General features: G+C 29.2%; 18 protein-coding genes. 4 read left to right on the plus strand and 14 right to left on the minus strand.

What is annotated here, in order from left to right; translation table 11 throughout:
- Positions 1 to 97 precede the first annotated feature (97 nt).
- Positions 98 to 1,597, plus strand: coding sequence for a stage V sporulation protein B (gene spoVB, locus BHW04_RS00360; RefSeq protein ID WP_186835200.1), 1,500 nt, complete (start codon positions 98 to 100; stop codon positions 1,595 to 1,597).
- Between the two features lie 127 nt (positions 1,598 to 1,724).
- The gene (locus BHW04_RS00365; protein ID WP_022211208.1) at positions 1,725 to 1,907 is read left to right on the plus strand and encodes an alpha/beta-type small acid-soluble spore protein; all 183 of its coding nucleotides are present in this window, start codon (positions 1,725 to 1,727) and stop codon (positions 1,905 to 1,907) included.
- A gap of 51 nt (positions 1,908 to 1,958) precedes the next feature.
- On the opposite strand, the gene BHW04_RS00370 is transcribed toward BHW04_RS00365, so the two are convergent.
- The 13 genes from BHW04_RS00370 to BHW04_RS00430 all read right to left on the minus strand — a co-directional run bounded on the left by BHW04_RS00370 (position 1,959) and on the right by BHW04_RS00430 (position 15,524).
- Positions 1,959 to 3,287: an extracellular solute-binding protein gene (locus BHW04_RS00370; RefSeq protein WP_186835201.1), complete on the minus strand. Its 1,329-nt coding sequence runs from the start codon at positions 3,285 to 3,287 to the stop codon at positions 1,959 to 1,961.
- Between the two features lie 71 nt (positions 3,288 to 3,358).
- On the minus strand, positions 3,359 to 4,183 hold the full coding sequence (locus BHW04_RS00375) for a carbohydrate ABC transporter permease (protein WP_186835202.1): 825 nt from the start codon (positions 4,181 to 4,183) through the stop codon (positions 3,359 to 3,361).
- A gap of 14 nt (positions 4,184 to 4,197) precedes the next feature.
- Positions 4,198 to 5,064, minus strand: coding sequence for a carbohydrate ABC transporter permease (locus tag BHW04_RS00380; RefSeq protein WP_186835203.1), 867 nt, complete (start codon positions 5,062 to 5,064; stop codon positions 4,198 to 4,200).
- 23 nt (positions 5,065 to 5,087) lie between these two features.
- A complete protein-coding gene (locus BHW04_RS00385) occupies positions 5,088 to 5,390 on the minus strand; it encodes a hypothetical protein (RefSeq protein WP_302698490.1) in 303 nt (100 codons plus the stop codon).
- A 44-nt stretch (positions 5,391 to 5,434) separates the two neighbouring features.
- The gene (locus tag BHW04_RS00390; protein ID WP_302698491.1) at positions 5,435 to 6,064 is read right to left on the minus strand and encodes an ABC transporter ATP-binding protein; all 630 of its coding nucleotides are present in this window, start codon (positions 6,062 to 6,064) and stop codon (positions 5,435 to 5,437) included.
- Positions 6,065 to 6,176: 112 nt separating this feature from the next.
- A complete protein-coding gene (locus tag BHW04_RS00395; protein ID WP_302630744.1) occupies positions 6,177 to 7,781 on the minus strand; it encodes a putative polysaccharide biosynthesis protein in 1,605 nt (534 codons plus the stop codon).
- A 12-nt stretch (positions 7,782 to 7,793) separates the two neighbouring features.
- A complete protein-coding gene (locus BHW04_RS00400; protein WP_022211202.1) occupies positions 7,794 to 8,771 on the minus strand; it encodes an RluA family pseudouridine synthase in 978 nt (325 codons plus the stop codon).
- 65 nt (positions 8,772 to 8,836) lie between these two features.
- On the minus strand, positions 8,837 to 10,021 hold the full coding sequence (locus tag BHW04_RS00405; RefSeq protein ID WP_302698492.1) for a M20 metallopeptidase family protein: 1,185 nt from the start codon (positions 10,019 to 10,021) through the stop codon (positions 8,837 to 8,839).
- A gap of 18 nt (positions 10,022 to 10,039) precedes the next feature.
- Positions 10,040 to 12,106 carry a cell division protein FtsA gene (locus BHW04_RS00410; RefSeq protein ID WP_186835207.1) on the minus strand — a complete coding sequence of 689 codons (2,067 nt, stop codon included), beginning with the start codon at positions 12,104 to 12,106 and terminating at the stop codon, positions 10,040 to 10,042.
- 104 nt (positions 12,107 to 12,210) lie between these two features.
- The gene (locus tag BHW04_RS00415) at positions 12,211 to 12,600 is read right to left on the minus strand and encodes a hypothetical protein (protein WP_022211199.1); all 390 of its coding nucleotides are present in this window, start codon (positions 12,598 to 12,600) and stop codon (positions 12,211 to 12,213) included.
- Positions 12,601 to 12,654: 54 nt separating this feature from the next.
- Positions 12,655 to 14,646, minus strand: coding sequence for an ATP-dependent helicase (locus BHW04_RS00420; protein ID WP_302698493.1), 1,992 nt, complete (start codon positions 14,644 to 14,646; stop codon positions 12,655 to 12,657).
- 173 nt (positions 14,647 to 14,819) lie between these two features.
- The gene (locus BHW04_RS00425) at positions 14,820 to 15,044 is read right to left on the minus strand and encodes a hypothetical protein (protein ID WP_022211197.1); all 225 of its coding nucleotides are present in this window, start codon (positions 15,042 to 15,044) and stop codon (positions 14,820 to 14,822) included.
- Between the two features lie 162 nt (positions 15,045 to 15,206).
- Positions 15,207 to 15,524, minus strand: coding sequence for a hypothetical protein (locus BHW04_RS00430; protein ID WP_022211196.1), 318 nt, complete (start codon positions 15,522 to 15,524; stop codon positions 15,207 to 15,209).
- 175 nt (positions 15,525 to 15,699) lie between these two features.
- Here BHW04_RS00430 and BHW04_RS00435 point away from each other — a divergent pair, with 175 nt between their 5' ends.
- Both BHW04_RS00435 and BHW04_RS00440 read left to right on the plus strand, forming a co-directional pair.
- The gene (locus tag BHW04_RS00435; protein WP_186835209.1) at positions 15,700 to 16,107 is read left to right on the plus strand and encodes a Fur family transcriptional regulator; all 408 of its coding nucleotides are present in this window, start codon (positions 15,700 to 15,702) and stop codon (positions 16,105 to 16,107) included.
- Positions 16,108 to 16,341: 234 nt separating this feature from the next.
- Positions 16,342 to 17,082, plus strand: coding sequence for a hypothetical protein (locus BHW04_RS00440; protein WP_186835210.1), 741 nt, complete (start codon positions 16,342 to 16,344; stop codon positions 17,080 to 17,082).
- A 146-nt stretch (positions 17,083 to 17,228) separates the two neighbouring features.
- Here the strand turns inward: BHW04_RS00440 and BHW04_RS00445 are convergent, their stop codons facing one another.
- Positions 17,229 to 17,741: a hypothetical protein gene (locus tag BHW04_RS00445; protein WP_022211193.1), complete on the minus strand. Its 513-nt coding sequence runs from the start codon at positions 17,739 to 17,741 to the stop codon at positions 17,229 to 17,231.
- Positions 17,742 to 17,838: the final 97 nt, after the last annotated feature.

A 17,838-nucleotide genomic window follows, 5' to 3' on the forward strand; every position in this document is an offset into this window, starting at 1 on the left:
TAGAATAGATATTATTAGTTACGTAAGCATTACTTAATTTTACAGTACTTTTACCATTAATTCTATCATTGTCATCTTTACTTAAAGGAGTGATAACATGGAAAAAGATAATTTTTTTAAAAATTCTTTCTTTTTAACTGCTTCAAATATAAGTACAGGTCTTCTTGGATTTATTTTTTCCATTTATCTTTCTAAGCTAATTGGTGCTGAAGGAATTGGTCTTTATGGAATAATAATGCCTATATATAATTTATTTATCTGTCTTATGACCGCTGGAATCATAGCTGCTATTTCAAAGCTTTCAGCCATATATACATCTAATGGAGAAACAAATAATCTTTTTAAAACTATTGATTCTGTTGCTATCTTTAATATCATATGGTCTTTGTTCATTGGTGTCTTTGTATTTTTTCTGGCACCATACATAAGTAGATATGGAGTTAAAGATCTTAGAACACTTAACGCCATCAGAGTAACTTGCCCGGCTATGGTGTTTATATCTCTATCCAATATCCTAAAGGGCTATTTTTATGGGACTTCCAAAATAACTGCTCCTGCCCTTATAGATATTTTAGAAAAAGCTATGAGAATTATTACCATTTCTCTGTTAGTATATATGTTTAAGACAAAAACATTATCTAGTTTAGTTACTTTAGCATTTGTTTCTTTAGCCATAGGAGAATTACAGAGCCTTATATTACTTTATGTTTATTATAGACATGTAATTAAATCTATTCCCATTTCCAATGCACCTACAGAAAGCAGAGGTCAATTATTATTTAATGTTTTTGTAATTTCTATTCCATTATGTATTAATGGGTTTTTAACAAATATTTTCTCAACCATTGCAACCTTGATAATTCCTAGAAGACTGGTGGCTGCTGGATTTGAATACTCTATAGCCTTATCTATGATAGGCCGCTTTGTTGGAATGTCACTGACAATTGTCACTTTTCCTATAATTGTGGTAAATTCAATAAATATGTTACTTGTACCAGATTTATCAGAAAGTCTTAGCAGAGGGGAATATTATAACGCCTCAATGCGAATCAAAAAAGTGCTGAAGATAGCCTTCCTCTTAGGAATGGCTACAATGATAATTTGTCAACTTATTCCTAATGATTTAGGAATATTATTTTATAACCGCAATGACTTAGGTCTGTACATTAAAGCTTGTTCAATTGCTGCACCTATTCTTTTTCCTGCTAATACTATGTTCGGTATTCTCAATGGTTTAAATAAACAAGGTATAATACTTAGGAATTCTCTTATAACTTCTTCATTTGAATTAGTAATGCTTTTTTGCCTAACTAGCATTCCTAATATTAACATATTTTCCTATGCAATCACTGTATTCTTTTCATCTATCCTCAGCTTCACTATAAACATCATGGAGATAAGAAAACATATAGATTTAAATTTATCTAAAATGAACATATTAATTTTTTCGCTTTTAGGAATTTTAATATTTTTATTTTTTAGAATAATACTAAGTATTATTCAAACTTATTCAGCTTTAATAAAAGTCTTAGTTACAGTTATTGGAGTCTTTGTAATCTTTGCTTACTTAAGTACTTTCGGCTTAGAAGACGATTAAAGTAGGCTCTATTTTTTTCCTTTGTTGGTTACTATTTTATAGGTTATTAAATATCACTTTGCATATAATAATACTGCAAAGCAAATTAATGCTTTGACAAAACTTCACTGATAGAGGAGGATCATTTATGACACAAAAATTAGTACCTGAAGCAAAAAACGGTTTAGCTAAATTTAGAAATCAAGTTGCAACTGAAATGGGAGTTCCATTTTCAGATTACAATGGAAATTTAAGTTCAAAACAATGCGGTAGTGTTGGCGGAGAAATGGTTAAGAGAATGGTCCAACAATATGAAGAAGGAATAAAATAAAAACTGAATATTACACAAATTAGAGATAGGATTTAATTCCTATCTCTATTGTTATTGCCTTTGAATTGAAGTTTCAACTTGTGATGTAGTGTCCTTTATAAAGGTTTCTATATCTGATATACCGCCATTTACATATGATTCATATTTTTCCTGAATTATATTTCTTGCAGATTGAGCATTATTAATTGCTGGAGTATAATAAGCATAATTTAATTCTTCTTTAGCCACTGGATATACCTTTCCATATATACTTTCAGTATTATTTAACACATTTTTCATTGTAATGGTTTCTTCAGCTGAATATCTTACTGGAAGATAGCCAGTAGCTACAGCAAACTGTGCTGTATTTTCTGTGTTTGTAGCATATTTAATAAATTCATATGCTGCATATTTTTGTTGCGCTGTGGTATCATTAGTTACAAATAAAGATGCACCTTGCTGAATAACTGCTTTAGATTTAGCTTCAAACTTTGGCACCTCACTAATACCTAAAACAAATGCACCATTAGTCTGTATATGTGATGCTCCTGCTGTTGAGCCTTGATACATAAGTAATTTTTCATTGGAAAATGGCCCTGATAAATAAGTGTCTTCACCTGGTGTTCTAAAATATCCCTTTTCAGTATTATCTTTATAATACTGCATAAATTCTTTAACCCATTCATTATCAACATTAATAGTTCCATCTAATTCAATAAAGTCTTTTCCATCCATTTTTAATGTTGAAATAAAAGCATTAGACCCTGAATCAAAACCAAAACCAGGAATATCTAATTCTTCTTTACTCTTCTTGCATATCTCTGTAAGTTTTTCCATGGTTAAATTATTCAAATCATTCATTGTGTATCCTAAAGTACCTAACAATGTTTCATTGACATAAAGAACTTCTGTTGATTTAGTTAGTGGTATACCATAAATGCTTCCATCATTCCACTGTGATACTTCATCAATAAAAGTTTTAATAAAATCATTATTAATTTCATCTTTCATACCAATTTTATCATTATTGATGTATGGAGTTAAATCAATTATTTTCCCATCTTGAATTAATCCTGTTGCTAAATCTGGATATATATTGATAATTGCTGGCAAGGAATTAGATTGAGCTGCTGCTACAACCTTTTTATTTAAATCTGTTATATTTCCTTGATTTACAGCAGTAACAGTAATTCCTTTACCATTAGTACTATTGAAATCGTCAATAATACTCTGTAGTACTTCCCCTTGACTTCCTGTTAGGTAATGCCACAGTTCAATAGAAACTGGTTCATTCACCTCTATAATAATTTCTTCTGTAGTACTGGTAGTATTTTTACAACCTACAAACAATGCCATTGTTGTCACCACTGTTAGCAATGACGCCAAAAATCTTTTTTTCATTTGCTTCACCTCTAATTTAATATATTTTCTCTATTTATTGTGTGTAACTTTAATTTAAAAATTCATCTAAATTATCCTTTTATTCCACCTATTGATATACCGCTCATAATTTTCTTATGTAAAAAAATATAAATAATCACTATTGGAAGAGTAATTATTGTGGATGCAGCCATTAATAACTCATAGCTATTTCCAGCATCAGATTGAAAAGCTGTAAGTCCATTGGCTACCAATCTCATATCAACACTATTTGTTACTAATAATGGCCATAAAAAAGCATTCCACGAATTTATTCCTACCAGTATACAAATGGTTATTATTGATGGCTTAGCAATTGGTACCAATATACTCCAAAGAAACTTCCAATCACTAGCACCATCAACCTTAGCTGCATAATATAGCTGCTTAGGTACTGTTAAGAAAAACTCTCTCAGCATATATATGTATAAAACATTTGCCATGTAAGGTATAAATAAAGCCCTATATGTATCAATCCAACCTAATTTAGATATTGTTTTAAAATTAGTTACTATAAGAACTTCTCCTGGAATCATCATTGATGCTAAAAAAATTGCAAATATCAAATCTCTACCTTTAAACTCCAAATTAGCAAAAGCAAAAGCTGAAAGAATAGCTATTATTACTGTAAAAATAATACTTAATGCAGTGACAATGATAGTATTAATAAAATATCTCACAAATGGAGCCATTTTAAATGCTATAGTATAATTTTCAAATTTAAGAGATTTAGGTATCAAGCTTGGCGGTATCTGGATTACTTCAAAACTTGTCTTTAAGGAAAAAGCAATCATCCAATAAAAGGGAAATAAAGTGATTATAGCAAATAGCACTAATGCCATATATTTTAAAAAATTCAAAAAATACTTTCTATTCATAAAATAAATCACCTCTAGTAATGAATTTTATTTCTTTGAGCATATTTCTGTATTCCTGTCACCAAAAGAATAATTACAAGTAATACTACTGCTGCTGCATAAGCAAGTGGAAAGTCTTGATCGCCATAAAATCTGTCAATAATATATCTAACTACTGTGGATACTGATCCATCTAAAGTTCTTCCTCCAAATAATACGTACACTTCTGTGTATACCTTAAAGGCTGCAATAAGACTTATCATATATGTATAAGCTATCATAGGTGAAACTAGCTTTATGGTAATTTGAGTAAATATTGTCCTACTTGATGCCTGATCTATTTTGGCAGCTTGATAATACTGAGGATTAATAGAAGCTATGCCTGTAGTCAAAATAAGTGTATTGAAAGCTAGGCTTTTCCATACTGCAAAAATAATTAATGCCAACATTCCATATTTAGAATCATTAAGCCAATTAATACCTTTGAAACCTATAACTTTAAGAACATAATTAATAACACCATATTCACTATTAAAAAGCCATGACCATACTATGCCTATGGCAACTAAAGATGTTACATATGGTAAAAAATATATACTCTGAAACATACTTTGTAACTTTTTATTTTTTAAATGTACTAAAGCATTTGCTAAAAGCAAAGAAATACTTACTGATAAAAATGGAACTATGGCTGCATATATCAGTGTATTTACCAGGGATTGTCTAAATCTCTTATCACTAAAAAGATATTTATATGATCCTATACCAAATTTAAATCCGCTGGCTTTTGTTTCATCAAAGCTAAATATTACAGTATTTATTATGGGATAGAATACAAAAACTAAAAGCACTATTAATGCTGGAAGTAGATATAAATAACCTTTATATTTTTTCTTTAACATTTTTTAATAAATTCCTCCGTTTTTTAATCAAATATATAACATTTTCCTTCTTTAGGTCTTATATATATTCCTTTACCTTCTTCAATATGAAAAGTATTTTCAACTAAAACCTTGAATATCCTATTATTATGACTTAATGTAAGAAGCTTTTCCCTCCCTAATATTTCTACAGTATCCACTTTAGCACCAATTCCTGCATTTGCTATTTCCACATCTTCAGCACGGAAGCCTAAAATAACATTTTTCTTTTCTTTTGTAATATTCTTTATGGTATAATTATCAATTACTCCTATGCCATCTTTAACTTTTAAATTTACAAAATTCATCTCTGGACTTCCTATAAAAGATGCTACAAATTTATTGATAGGATTTAAACATCCTTCATAAGCACTATCTGATCTGAAATACTCATGGCTTCTTCTTGATCATGAGTAACAAATATGGCAGTAACTCCTGTTTCCTTTTGTATTCTTCTTATTTCCTGTCTTGTTTCTACTCTTAGCTTAGTATCCAAATTAGATAATGGTTCATCTAACAAAAGAATATCTGGTCTTTTAGCCAAAGCTCTTGCTATAGCCACTCTCTGTTGTTGCCCTCCTGAAAGCTGCGATGGTTTCCTGTCTAAAAGTCCATCTATCTTTACAGTTTTGGCAACTTCCACTATCCTTTTTGCCGCTTCCTCCTTGTTCCACTTTAAATTCTTTAATGGAAATCCTATATTTTCCCTTATAGTCATATGAGGGTATAAGGCATAATTTTGAAATACCAAACCGATTCCTAACTCTTCTGGCTCCAAGCCAGTTACATCTCTATCACCAAATATTATTTTACCTGAATAAGGTTTGTGTATTCCGCATATAGTGAAAAGCGTAGTTGATTTACCAGAGCCTGATGGACCTAGTAAAGAAATTAGCTTTCCCTTTGGAATTTCCAACGTCACCTCATTTATAGCTGTAAAATCTCCAAATTTCACCACTAAATTTTGTAATTTTATTCCCACTCTTCTTCACCTCATCTTTATCTTTACCATAATGTTATAATGTTTATTTTTTATGCTTTATATACAAAAAAAAGATAACTCAATATAAATTAAGTTATCTTTAAAATAATAATTACATCATTTTTCTTAAAAATCTTGGCATAATTCTATATATCTTGGGAGAAATTAAATCTAAATCTGTTTTTCTTATTCCTCCAATTAAAATCATTATTATTAAATATACCATTCCGCCAATTGCTACCATAACTAATGTTGCTATACTAATCATAAGTCTTCCGCCTTCAAAAATATTAATTAATCTATCTATAGGCATCCTTATACCTACAATAGCTAGCCCCATAGCCAAAGAAGCAATAATTGATGTTATTGACAGCTTAATAATTGGAACTCTTACTCTAAATATCATTCTTAAGTTCCTATGATTTATAATAGCTGGAACAAGATACGATACTAAACTGGCAATTACAGCTCCAAAAATATTAACCTCTGGAATAGCTACAAGTATAAAATCTAATATCAGTTTCAATACTACACCAATAAATGCTGTAGATAAAACAAGATATAATTTATTTACCCCTTGTAAAATAGTATTTTGTATAGTAGTTATAGACATAAATACCAGCACTATTGAACCATACATAAGCAGCTCATATCCTTCATTTAATCCAAAAAGCATAAGGAATACCTCTTTACTTAAAACTGATAATCCTACTAATGATGGTATAGTAATCATAAAAGTTATTCTATAAGAATAACTTATATTACTTCTAAGCTCCTTACGATTTTTACAAGTATAAGCTGAAATAACCTTAGGAAATATAGCTGTACTAAGTGCCGTTACCAATGCTAATGGTACATATAATAAAGTATTAAAATATGAAAGATAAGCATACGTAACTTCCAAACTTGCTTTAGGTATCCCTGAAGTTGCAAGCCTTCTTTTCACTATCATGGCATCCACAAGCGGACTTGAATTTTGTAATGCTGCCACTAATGTAATGGGTAATGCGTACATTAATATCTTTCTTACTATCTTCTTTTCACTATGTCTCTTTTCACTAGTATTGCTAGAATATGCTTCTTCTTCGTAGTCTCTCTTTTGATAAATATAAATTATATATATAATTGCAACTACTGCTCCTAAAGTAGTACCTACAGTCCCTCCTGCAATACCCATTTCTTCATTAATTTTTATTAATATACCTGCAAAAACAAGACTTAAAACAACATTTATTATCTGCTCAACTATTTGTGATATTCCGATAGTCTCCATATCCTCAATTCCTTGCATATACCCTCTATAAACAGATAATATACATGAAAACAAAATTGTAGGAGAAAGGAACATTATGGCAAGTATAGACTTATCCCATGTGCTAGCTAAAGCTATAGGCCTTGCCAGTACCAATAAAATAATTGTTCCAAATAGCCCTATAATAGTCATATATTTCCTAGATATTTTCATTGCCCTTAAGGCATCAATAGAATTTCCAACAGCTCTATATTCTGCCACAACCTTAGTTATAGCAGGCTGAGCCCCTAATGATGTTACGGCTAATATAAATGTGAACATTGTATAACTTATAGAGTAAGAAGCATATGCATCTGAACCTATTACAGCTGTCAGCAATGGTACATATGCCGCTGATAATATCTTAATGAATATCCCCGCAAAAGATAGTATCATAAAGCTCCTACCTAATGATTTCTTCTCCATAATTATCCCCTTTTATAATGTGAATTTAAATACATCTCTCTTTACTTTCTTAAACATTGGAGGAAGTGCTTCTGCTATTGTCTTATTCTTTAAATATGCAAGCTTTCCTTCTCCACCTTTAATAATAAGCTTGTAAGCATAAAGGAATTGATAATTTAGCCCAAATTTATTGTCAAAGAATGAATTTATATTTCTATCACCATATTTAGTATCACCAACAATCGGATGTCCTAAGTGACTTAAGTGAGTTCTTATTTGATGACTTCTTCCTGTAATTAAGTCTATTTCTAAGAATGAGAATGCTCCATTACTTTGAATAGTCTTAACTTCCATGGCAATTTTCTTTGTATTTGGCATTTCTTTATCATATACTTTTGATATATTTTCATTTTCATTTTTAGAAATATATCCTGTGTACATTCCATCTTTTATTCTTCCTGTTACTAATGCATTATAATACTTCTTAACCTGTCCTTCTCTAATCATTTCATTCATTTCTCTTAAGGCTTCGAAGTTTTTACCGAAAATAACAGCACCAGAAGTATTTCTATCTAATCTATTACATGGTGCTGGTGTAAAAGTAAGTTCCTTTTCTGGAAGATAATCACCTTTATCATTTAAGTATGATAATACATAATCAGTTAAAGATGGTTCTGCTCCTTTTTGATCTGGATGAACTAAAACACCTGGCCACTTTTCAACAACTAATATATTGTCATCTTCAAAAGTAATCTTCATAGAACCTGAATTTACTTTTATAAAGTTTACTTCTTTGCTTGTATTAGTTTCTTTCTTAGATTGTAAGTATCTTACTTCTATTTCATCACCTAATTCTAAAGCATAATTTTCTTTTTTCTTTGTTCCATTAACTCTGATATCACCTTTTCTTAAAGCTTTGAATATAGCACTTAATGGTACATCTTTAAAGTATTTTCTCAAAAATTTATCTAATCTCTGACCAGCTTCATTTGTTCCTATTTCTATTTTCACTTAAATCATCTCCTGTTTTCCGTACTCTTTTTTTCTTTTCCCCATTGTATTAGATTAATATTATTTTAGCAACTTGTCAAATAATCAACGATAAATTCACAACCAATGGCTATTCCTATTGGCAATGATTCTTCATCAATATCAAATAAACTGCTATGGGCTGGATGTATAATTCCTTTTTCAATATTTCTACATCCTAAGAAATAGAAAACCGAAGGAACTTCATTGGCAAAGTATGCAAAACTTTCAACTCCCATCTTAGGATTCTTTTGTTCTAATACATTTTCTATGCCAATTACCTTTGCAGCATTTTCTCTAAGCATTTCAACAAGGTTAGCATTATTTATCAGACAAGGATAAGACTCTTCTATTTCAATTTGGCATTCTGTTCTTAATGTTCTAGCAATACCTTCAGCAATTTCCTTCACTCTTTTCACAGAATGTTCTCTATCCTCTTTAGTGATGGTTCTGATTATACCGCCAATTTCAACTTCATCAGGTATTATATTGCTAGCTGTACCACCATGAATGGAACCTACTGTAACCACCGCTGAATTACTTGGATTTATTTCTCTACTAACAATAGTTTGCAAGGCCATAATAATTTGACTGCTTGCCACTATTGGGTCAACAGCTGCTGCTGGATAAGCACCATGAGCTCCTTTTCCCTTAACCACTATCTTAAATGGATTGGATGCTGCATTGACAGTATCTCTTTTTACCATTATTGTTCCTGTATCAATAGTTTCCTCCATATGCAGACCATACACCATATCCACATCTGGATTTTTTAATATTCCTTCCTCAATCATCACTTTTGCTCCACCAGTAGTTTCTTCTGCTGGCTCAAAGATAAGTTTTACAGTTCCTCCAAAAATATCTCTATTCCTATTTATAAGCTTTGCTACCCCTAATAATATAGAAGTATGTCCATCATGTCCACATCCATGCATCCTGCATTTTATCTTTGACGCATAACTACACTTTTTCTTATCCTCTAGCGGTAAAGCATCAATATCTGCCCTGACAGCAATAACCTTCCCATTATCAGCTTGTTTACCTTTTATCAATGCACATACTCCTGTTTTTGCATATTCTTCATAAACAATTCCCTCTTTAGTTAAAAACTCCTTAATAAGCCTAGAAGTGTTAAACTCCTCATATCCTATTTCAGGATTTTCATGCAATGTCCTTCTAATAGCTATAATTTCATCTTTAATGCTCTCTGCTTCATTTTTAAATCTACTCATACCCCTTTAGCCCCTTTTTTACTTTTCCCAATAAATATTAATAACATCTCCATCTTTAACCATATCTGTATATGATGCTACTTCTCCATTCAGCTTAAGAACTATATTTCCCTTTAGCTCTGATAAATCAAAGTTTATGTAGCTGAATATTTGTACAAACATCATGGAAGACATGTCATTAATTTTAACTTCTTCATCATTAACTATTACCTTCATGGCATATATAGCTTCATCCTCTAATTCTTCACTGAATTCATTTGTCATATTATCTTTGTCACAATTTGTATTTTTTTCATCTTGCTCAATAATTAGTGATTCATTTATATTATTACAATGATTTTCTTCACTGTATCTACAATCTTCAAAGACCAATTTATCACCATTATTTATTATATATTCATCATTGCCTTTTACTTCATTGATAAAAACATCACTTGTAGTATTTATTATATACTTTTTCACATCTCCAATATTTTTTGGATATATTATTTCAATGATGTCCTGGTCAGATATATATGTGTCAAGTGAAACTTTATTATCATTTACTATAGCAATTGGTTTTATAACGGTACTAATGTTATTAATAAAAATTTCTTTTTCTTCATAATTAGTTAATAATTCTGTAACTGTAGCTGCTGCATTTTGTCCATTTTTTGCATAAATTATATTTACTTCATCACCATCATTAATTGTAGAATCAATAGATGCCTCTTGACCATTTACTTTAATAATAGCATTCTCTCCTTTGTTTCCAAAGGTTATCTTTTTAACTCCATTTAAAGTATATCTTAAATTTTTACCTCTTTTTGCCATAAGCATGGCAGGATCTATATCAGCATGTACTAATACATCTTTTACAGTATGAGCATGAGAATTAAATAAACTTATTGGAATATGATTAAGATATACATTAACAAAATCATTGCCTTCATTTTTCAAACCTACAAGGGCTATACCGATTACAGTAACACCTGCTGAGCCATAAGCATTTTCTGCTATACATGATTCTATTGAATCTCTATCCTTTATTGCTATTCTATCTTTAGGTATATTGGAATTTTTCGCTATTTCCTCAAGAATCCCTGGTGTATGCGCTCCTCCTCCTACAACAAAAATAGCACTGGGAGGTTTATTTCCATTAAGCTCTTTAATTTTTTCCCCAATGGTCTCCCCTACTTCTGCAACTATAGGACTAATAACTTCTTTAAGCTTTTCAGAACTTCTAGAACATTCAAATCCTAATATATCTATAAATTTTATTTCTTCCTCTGTATTTATTTGCCTTTTTATAATTTCTGCAGTGTTAAAATCTACTAAACATTCTTTTGCTATAACCTCTGTTACTTCATCACCTGCTATAGGAACCATTCCATATGCTACTATACTTTGATCAGCACTTATAGCTATATCTGATGTTCCTGCTCCAATGTCCACCAAAGCAATATTTAATAATCTTAACTTTTGTGGAACTACTGCTTCAATGGCTGCAATAGGCTCTAGCGTCAGGCTGCTTACTCTCAAACCACACTTATCCATAACTGAATATAGAGAATCAACTACTGATTTTGGTAAGAAAGTTGCTATTATTTCTACAGATATATTTTCACCTTTATGTCCTAAAAGATTTGAAATTATATAACCATTTAAATAATAGTTAACTACAGAATAGCCAACACAATATAGCTCTCCAACCACTTCTTTTGCTATACTTTCTTCTGCTTCCTTTATAGCTTTAAGCTCTAAAGTCTTTATCCATTCACTATTTATGGACTCATCTTTATTTAAATCTAGCTCTGCCTTACTATTAACAGTTTTTAGGAACCTTCCTGCAGCTGCAATATTAACTTTTTCAAGCTTTACATTTAGTTCATTTTCTAAATTTTGTATCACTGACTTAACAGTTTTTGTAACTAGAGAAATATCATGTATTTGACCATCAAGCATTGCCCTCTCATGGTGCTCAATGTAACATTCTTTAATAACATCAATCTTTGTTCCCTTTACAATCCCTGCTGATCCAATTACGGATCTTGTACCAATGTCCAAGGAAAATTTTATGTCTTCAACACTAAATTCTTTTTTCATTAGTTTTTACCTCATTAACATTATAAATAGGCATTATATAATGCTATATAAGCCTATTTAAATTATATTATATATATTGACTATATTCAATGTTTTACAGCCTATTAGTGACTTTCTCTGAGTTCCTTTTCTAGTTCATAAAGCCTGAATTTTTCTGACTGTGTAAACTCTACACTGCTACTTCTCTTTTCAATAAGTTTACAATACTCATTAAACTTTTCTTCCCCTAACTTGTTACGAATCATATTTAAATAACATTCTCGTAAATAATCTTTTTCTTCCTGATTCAGTATTTCATAATTTAATAATTTTTCTTTATAACCTTCCAGCACTTTTTTATCTTCATCATGAACATATGCATCATTTTCTTTTAAAAGCATTTCTATACGTTCTATCTCTTCTGGAGATAAAATCAAAGCATTTGCTTCAAAAGTTAAAAAATTAATAAATAATATTATTGCCATTATACATAAAACTGTATTTTTACTTTTCATAAAGCTTCCTCCAACATCTATATGACAATATTATTATGCACTATGTTTAAAAAATTAATTTACTAATATAATTAAATTATTTTCCATCAGTACTTTTAAAGAAAAGCTTCTGCAAATGTCTTTGAATTTAATGGTAATTTTATCTTTGTCTATCTCTATTACACTACCTTCACCATAAGTCCTATGATAAAGCATATTACCTACTTCTATTCCATAATCAACCTTTTCAGATTCTTCTTCAAGATGAGACTCGGCAATAAATCTAGAAGCCTCTCTAAATTTTCCTCTCATTGTTTTAGGTGAAAATACATACAAATTATTTATTGCTCTAGTAATACCCACATAAAACAACCTTCTTTCCTCTTCTATATTTTCTTCCATAGATGATTTATGAGGTATTACCTCTTCATTGCAATTAATAATATAGACATTATTAAACTCCATTCCTTTTACTCCATGAATGGTACTTAAAATCACACCATCTTCAACAACTTTGCTACTTTCAATCTGTTCTTCCACATTATTAACGTGTACCAAGAATTCAGTAATAGTTTTAAAACCTTCAGCTGCCCCTTTAAACTCTTCTAATACATCTTCTAAATCATCAAGACTTTGACCATATTTATTAGCGTATTCCCTTAAATAATCAATATAACCCATGGTAGATATTATGTATTGTATGGCACTACCTAAAGACATTTTATTTAAATATAATATTTCTTTTCTTAAGTCATCAATCTTTTTGCACTGGAACGGCGGCATATCCTTTTTATTAATTAATATATCAAAAGGTGATTTATCTTCTTTATAATTATTAATATATGATAAATTTTCTTTACTCATATATCTAAAAGGCTTGTTTATTATCCATGCAAAGGCATTCTTATCATATTGGTCAATAGATAATTTCAAATAGTTAATTAAATCCCTACAAATAAAATGATTAAAAAAATTATATCCTTTATCTAATAACACAAATGGAATCTTTCTTTTTGTAAGCACATCTATCATACTTCTAGATTCCATATTGGTTCTGTATAAAATAGCATTATCCCCATATGTGCCTTGATAATTTTCTTTTATGTATTTAGCAATTTCTTCACCTTGCATATATTCATTATATGGAGTACTATAATGAACAATTCCACAATTATTGCAATAAGATATTATTTCCTTATAATTTCTATTTTCATTTTTATCAATTAATCGCTTTGATACCTCCACAATATTATTCTTACTTCTATAATTAGTAAGAAGCTTAACCTTTACTCCACCTTTAAAAGTGTCATGAAAATTAACCATATATTCTGGCTTAGATCCCCTAAATGAATAAATACATTGATCTTCATCACCTACAGCAAAAAGTTCATTATCTTTATTCATAAGCATTAAAAAACTCACTTGTATATTATCGCAATCCTGAAATTCATCTACTAGTACATACTTAAACACCCTTCGGTACTTTTCTAAAATATTCTTCTTTTCTGTAAATAACTTTAATACTTTCACCGATAAATCATCAAAATCCCATAAACACTCTCTTTCTTTGTTACTTTCATAAACCTTTAAACATTCTAAAAATATATCCTTGCTCACAGTAGATTTAAATTCATCAACAGTACATAAAGAAGTCTTAAACATAGAAATATTATTCATCACTTCTCTAACTTTATCATCATTAACATCATCAAAATACCTAGACAATACATTCTTTATAATGGCATGCCCCTTTCCTCCATCCATTATTTTTATATCATAACCCTCTCTCAGTAATATCTTATAAAACAATCCATGAAAAGTACCAAAAAAAGGTGCTCTTTCTTTTTTAAATATATTTTTATATCTATTTCTCATATTATCAGCAGCTGCTCTTGTAAATGTTATCACTATTATATTACCTTCATTTATCTTCAAATCCTCAATAAGATGATTTACTCTATTAATTATTACTGTTGTCTTACCTGAACCAGGAGAAGCTACAACTAAAACATTTTTTTCTTTTATATATACTGCATTTCTTTGATTAATATCTAAATTTACTTTCATTTTTCCCCCTATGATTCAAAACATCTTTTTTACATATCTACTATGTTATCATAATTATTGCCCTTATTTTATAAAAATAACTACATTAATAATAATTTCTAGATGTTTGTATAGTAATTATTAAATTAATCCTAAAATAAAAAAACATCTTAAAAAATTAAGATGTCTTTTTATTAATAATCCTTTAATGCCCCAACTAATTGATAGATATCTTCTTCTATATCATCATTAGAATAATTAAATTTCTTATCAATATTATCTTTTATATTAATACTTTCGCTATCTAAATACTCTTTAAATGGACATATCTCATAACCTTTAGGATCAGGATACATTGGACATTCATTATAACAATTTACTCTCACTTTGCCTGTTGACCAAAATGGGCACTTACTCATAAACCTCTCCCCTTGCAAATAAAGATTATATTTTATCTAATTATACAGTTATTATACATCATAACTGTAAAAAAATAAATACTTTTACTTTATTTACCTGTACATTTATGAATATGTCCTTTATACTCACCTTTTTCTTGACTTAAACTATTAATACTTATATTATTTATTTTTAATTACAGTAATATTAATAATTTCATTTTGAAAAGCTTTTAATAAAGCTTTTTCCAGTACTTTTTCTCTATCAAAATTTTCTATATCTCTGCATTCAGCAAAAACTTTATTAATATCACCATTTGCATTTCTATAAGTAAGCGTAACATATGGCTTATCAAAAGTAACATCTACTATTTTTAGCCCCCAAGAAATTTGTGCAAAATCACCATCTATTTTCAGTCTAGTAAGCTCATTTAATTTTTCTGTTTCTTCATTTGGATCTGTTACAATAATTAATTCATCTCCAACTTTATACTTAGACATATCCTCATCCCCTTACCTTTTTATATTAATTTAACATATTTTAAATATTTTTTCAACAATTTTGTAAAAATTTATAAATTTTTTCTTTATATTCTATATTAATTAATATTTATTATTGACAAATAATTATACAGTTTCATATAATAATTACATAGAATTAAAGGCGGTGCTATTTATGGAGAACATATCTTTAATATTTAAAGAAAAAAAATTAAAACTTACGCCTCAAAGATTAGCTGTATATCAATATTTAAAATCTACAAATGAGCATCCTTCTGCTGAAATTATTTATAATGCTCTTCAAGCAACTTATCCTACTATGAGTCTTGCAACTGTATATAAGTCTCTTAAAACTCTTGTAGAAGTAAACTTAGTACAGGAACTTAATGTAGGAGAAGGCAATTTTAGATATGATGCTAACTGTTTTGAGCATTGTCATATTCAATGTGTAAAATGTGGTAAAGTTGAAGACTTAATGAATCTTCCTCTTCCAAATCTAAATTCTATAGTTGAAGAAAATTCAGACTATAAAGTTAATTGGAATAAAGTATTCTTTTATGGACTATGTAAAGAATGCCAGTAGGTTAAACTTACTGGCTTTTTTGTATTATCTCACCCTTAAAATCATATATATTATAGAGGTGATATAATGACAAAATTTATTATCATAAAGAAGAAAACCATCATTGCTATTATGCTCAGTATTTTAGCAATTTCCATCTTGTTTTTCTGCATAAATTATACTAAAAATATTTCCGCTTTTTTTACTCTTTCAAAACCTAATCATATTTATTATTACGACTTGGATGGAGATGGTATGAAAGATGAACTAACTATATCTGAGATTAACAACTATTATGAAATCAAAATTGAAACTTCAAATAAAGATTACATTCTTAATTGTTCAAATATAAATTTTTTAACCATCTGCCCATATTATGATTTAAAAGTAAATATTCTAGATTTATCTCGGGATAATATTCCTGAAATAATTCTTTCAAATTATTATAACAATACATCTCAATACTGCATCTTTAAATGGAATGGTACTAGCTTTGAAAACATATTCTGCTGCAATAATAATATACTTGGAGTAATAGATTCAAAGAATTCCAAAACGCCAATCCTCTTAAAAAGCAATTTTTTAAATAACAACGATTTCTCATCATATTTCCTTGATAATGACACAGTTAAGGAAGTCACCATCAATACTGGTAATATATTCTCACTAGATGAAGTAGGAAAATTTATTGATTTAATTGAATACCCTTACGAACCAGAAGAACTACCTGATATATTTACTCCTAACATATCCAGTGATGAACTTAAAATTTTTTGGAACTTAAATAAGGATAATTATGAATATAAATTCCAAAGTGCTTATTTTTGTGATAATGATTGGAATAACTTAGGTAATCCTAGCTCTATTTTATGGACCTTATCTTTTCAAAAAATAAGTCGTAATGATATAACCAAACATTCTAAAGAAGTACTTATTCACCTTACTGTTAATATAGATTATTTAAATCATTATAAGATTTCATCAATTTCAACATAAAATAAAAGGCCGCTATATTGCGGCCTAAAAGGGGGATGGGGGGGTTTTTAGCTTAATGAAGAATTTATCTTCATTTGCTATAGGAGAATACTTCTCCGGTACACTATTATTATTTCCCTTTAATTTTCTTTTATACACTTTCTCCCTTAATCTTTAAATGCACCTTTAGCATATAATTCGATTATTTTATCTACAAATGGCACTCTTTCTATTGATACTATATTTCTAAGAGACCTTAATAGTTGCATGTTTTCATCATTTACATCTACTTGAAACTTTCTATTATTCTTTGGTAAATCTTCATTAAAAATATCCATTTCCTCATTTACTACAGATTCGCTATTATCATTATTTATATTATTAACGCTATTTACATTATCTGTTCTTCCTCCATTGTTACCCATTAAATTTTGAAGCATGCCTAGATTAAAATTATTAAAATCTATTCCGTCCCTATTCATATTTTGAAGCATATTATTAATCTGATTCATATCTATGTTTCCAAACATACTTAACAACTGGGCAGGATTAATTCCAAAAGGTCCGTTATATTGCGGCTGCTGCCTAGCCTGTTGCTGTGGTTGTCTTTGCTGCTGCATCTGTCTTCTTCTATTTTCAGTGGTATTATCCCTTTTGTTTTTATGTCTTCTCTTTGACATTTTCCCCCTCCTATTATCTTTCTATTAAATTATATGTATTTAAGTAAAAAAAGTAGCATATTTTTATAATATTTTTGGAGGGTTAAAAAACCCTCCA

The organism is Clostridium sp. 29_15 (assembly GCF_001916075.1).
GTDB classification, from domain to species: domain Bacteria; phylum Bacillota; class Clostridia; order Clostridiales; family Clostridiaceae; genus Clostridium; species Clostridium lentum.

What these genes read in the sequence shown, in the direction of transcription:
- spoVB (WP_186835200.1), top strand. Translation starts at nt 98, where the DNA reads ATGGAAAAAGATAATTTTTTTAAAAATTCTTTCTTTTTAACTGCTTCA.
- BHW04_RS00365 (WP_022211208.1), top strand. Translation starts at nt 1,725, where the DNA reads ATGACACAAAAATTAGTACCTGAAGCAAAAAACGGTTTAGCTAAATTT.
- BHW04_RS00370 (WP_186835201.1), bottom strand. Translation starts at nt 3,287, where the DNA reads ATGAAAAAAAGATTTTTGGCGTCATTGCTAACAGTGGTGACAACAATG.
- BHW04_RS00375 (WP_186835202.1), bottom strand. Translation starts at nt 4,183, where the DNA reads ATGAATAGAAAGTATTTTTTGAATTTTTTAAAATATATGGCATTAGTG.
- BHW04_RS00380 (WP_186835203.1), bottom strand. Translation starts at nt 5,064, where the DNA reads ATGTTAAAGAAAAAATATAAAGGTTATTTATATCTACTTCCAGCATTA.
- BHW04_RS00385 (WP_302698490.1), bottom strand. Translation starts at nt 5,390, where the DNA reads ATGAATTTTGTAAATTTAAAAGTTAAAGATGGCATAGGAGTAATTGAT.
- BHW04_RS00395 (WP_302630744.1), bottom strand. Translation starts at nt 7,781, where the DNA reads ATGGAGAAGAAATCATTAGGTAGGAGCTTTATGATACTATCTTTTGCG.
- BHW04_RS00405 (WP_302698492.1), bottom strand. Translation starts at nt 10,021, where the DNA reads ATGAGTAGATTTAAAAATGAAGCAGAGAGCATTAAAGATGAAATTATA.
- BHW04_RS00410 (WP_186835207.1), bottom strand. Translation starts at nt 12,106, where the DNA reads ATGAAAAAAGAATTTAGTGTTGAAGACATAAAATTTTCCTTGGACATT.
- BHW04_RS00415 (WP_022211199.1), bottom strand. Translation starts at nt 12,600, where the DNA reads ATGAAAAGTAAAAATACAGTTTTATGTATAATGGCAATAATATTATTT.
- BHW04_RS00420 (WP_302698493.1), bottom strand. Translation starts at nt 14,646, where the DNA reads ATGAAAGTAAATTTAGATATTAATCAAAGAAATGCAGTATATATAAAA.
- BHW04_RS00425 (WP_022211197.1), bottom strand. Translation starts at nt 15,044, where the DNA reads ATGAGTAAGTGCCCATTTTGGTCAACAGGCAAAGTGAGAGTAAATTGT.
- BHW04_RS00430 (WP_022211196.1), bottom strand. Translation starts at nt 15,524, where the DNA reads ATGTCTAAGTATAAAGTTGGAGATGAATTAATTATTGTAACAGATCCA.
- BHW04_RS00435 (WP_186835209.1), top strand. Translation starts at nt 15,700, where the DNA reads ATGGAGAACATATCTTTAATATTTAAAGAAAAAAAATTAAAACTTACG.
- BHW04_RS00440 (WP_186835210.1), top strand. Translation starts at nt 16,342, where the DNA reads ATGAAAGATGAACTAACTATATCTGAGATTAACAACTATTATGAAATC.
- BHW04_RS00445 (WP_022211193.1), bottom strand. Translation starts at nt 17,741, where the DNA reads ATGTCAAAGAGAAGACATAAAAACAAAAGGGATAATACCACTGAAAAT.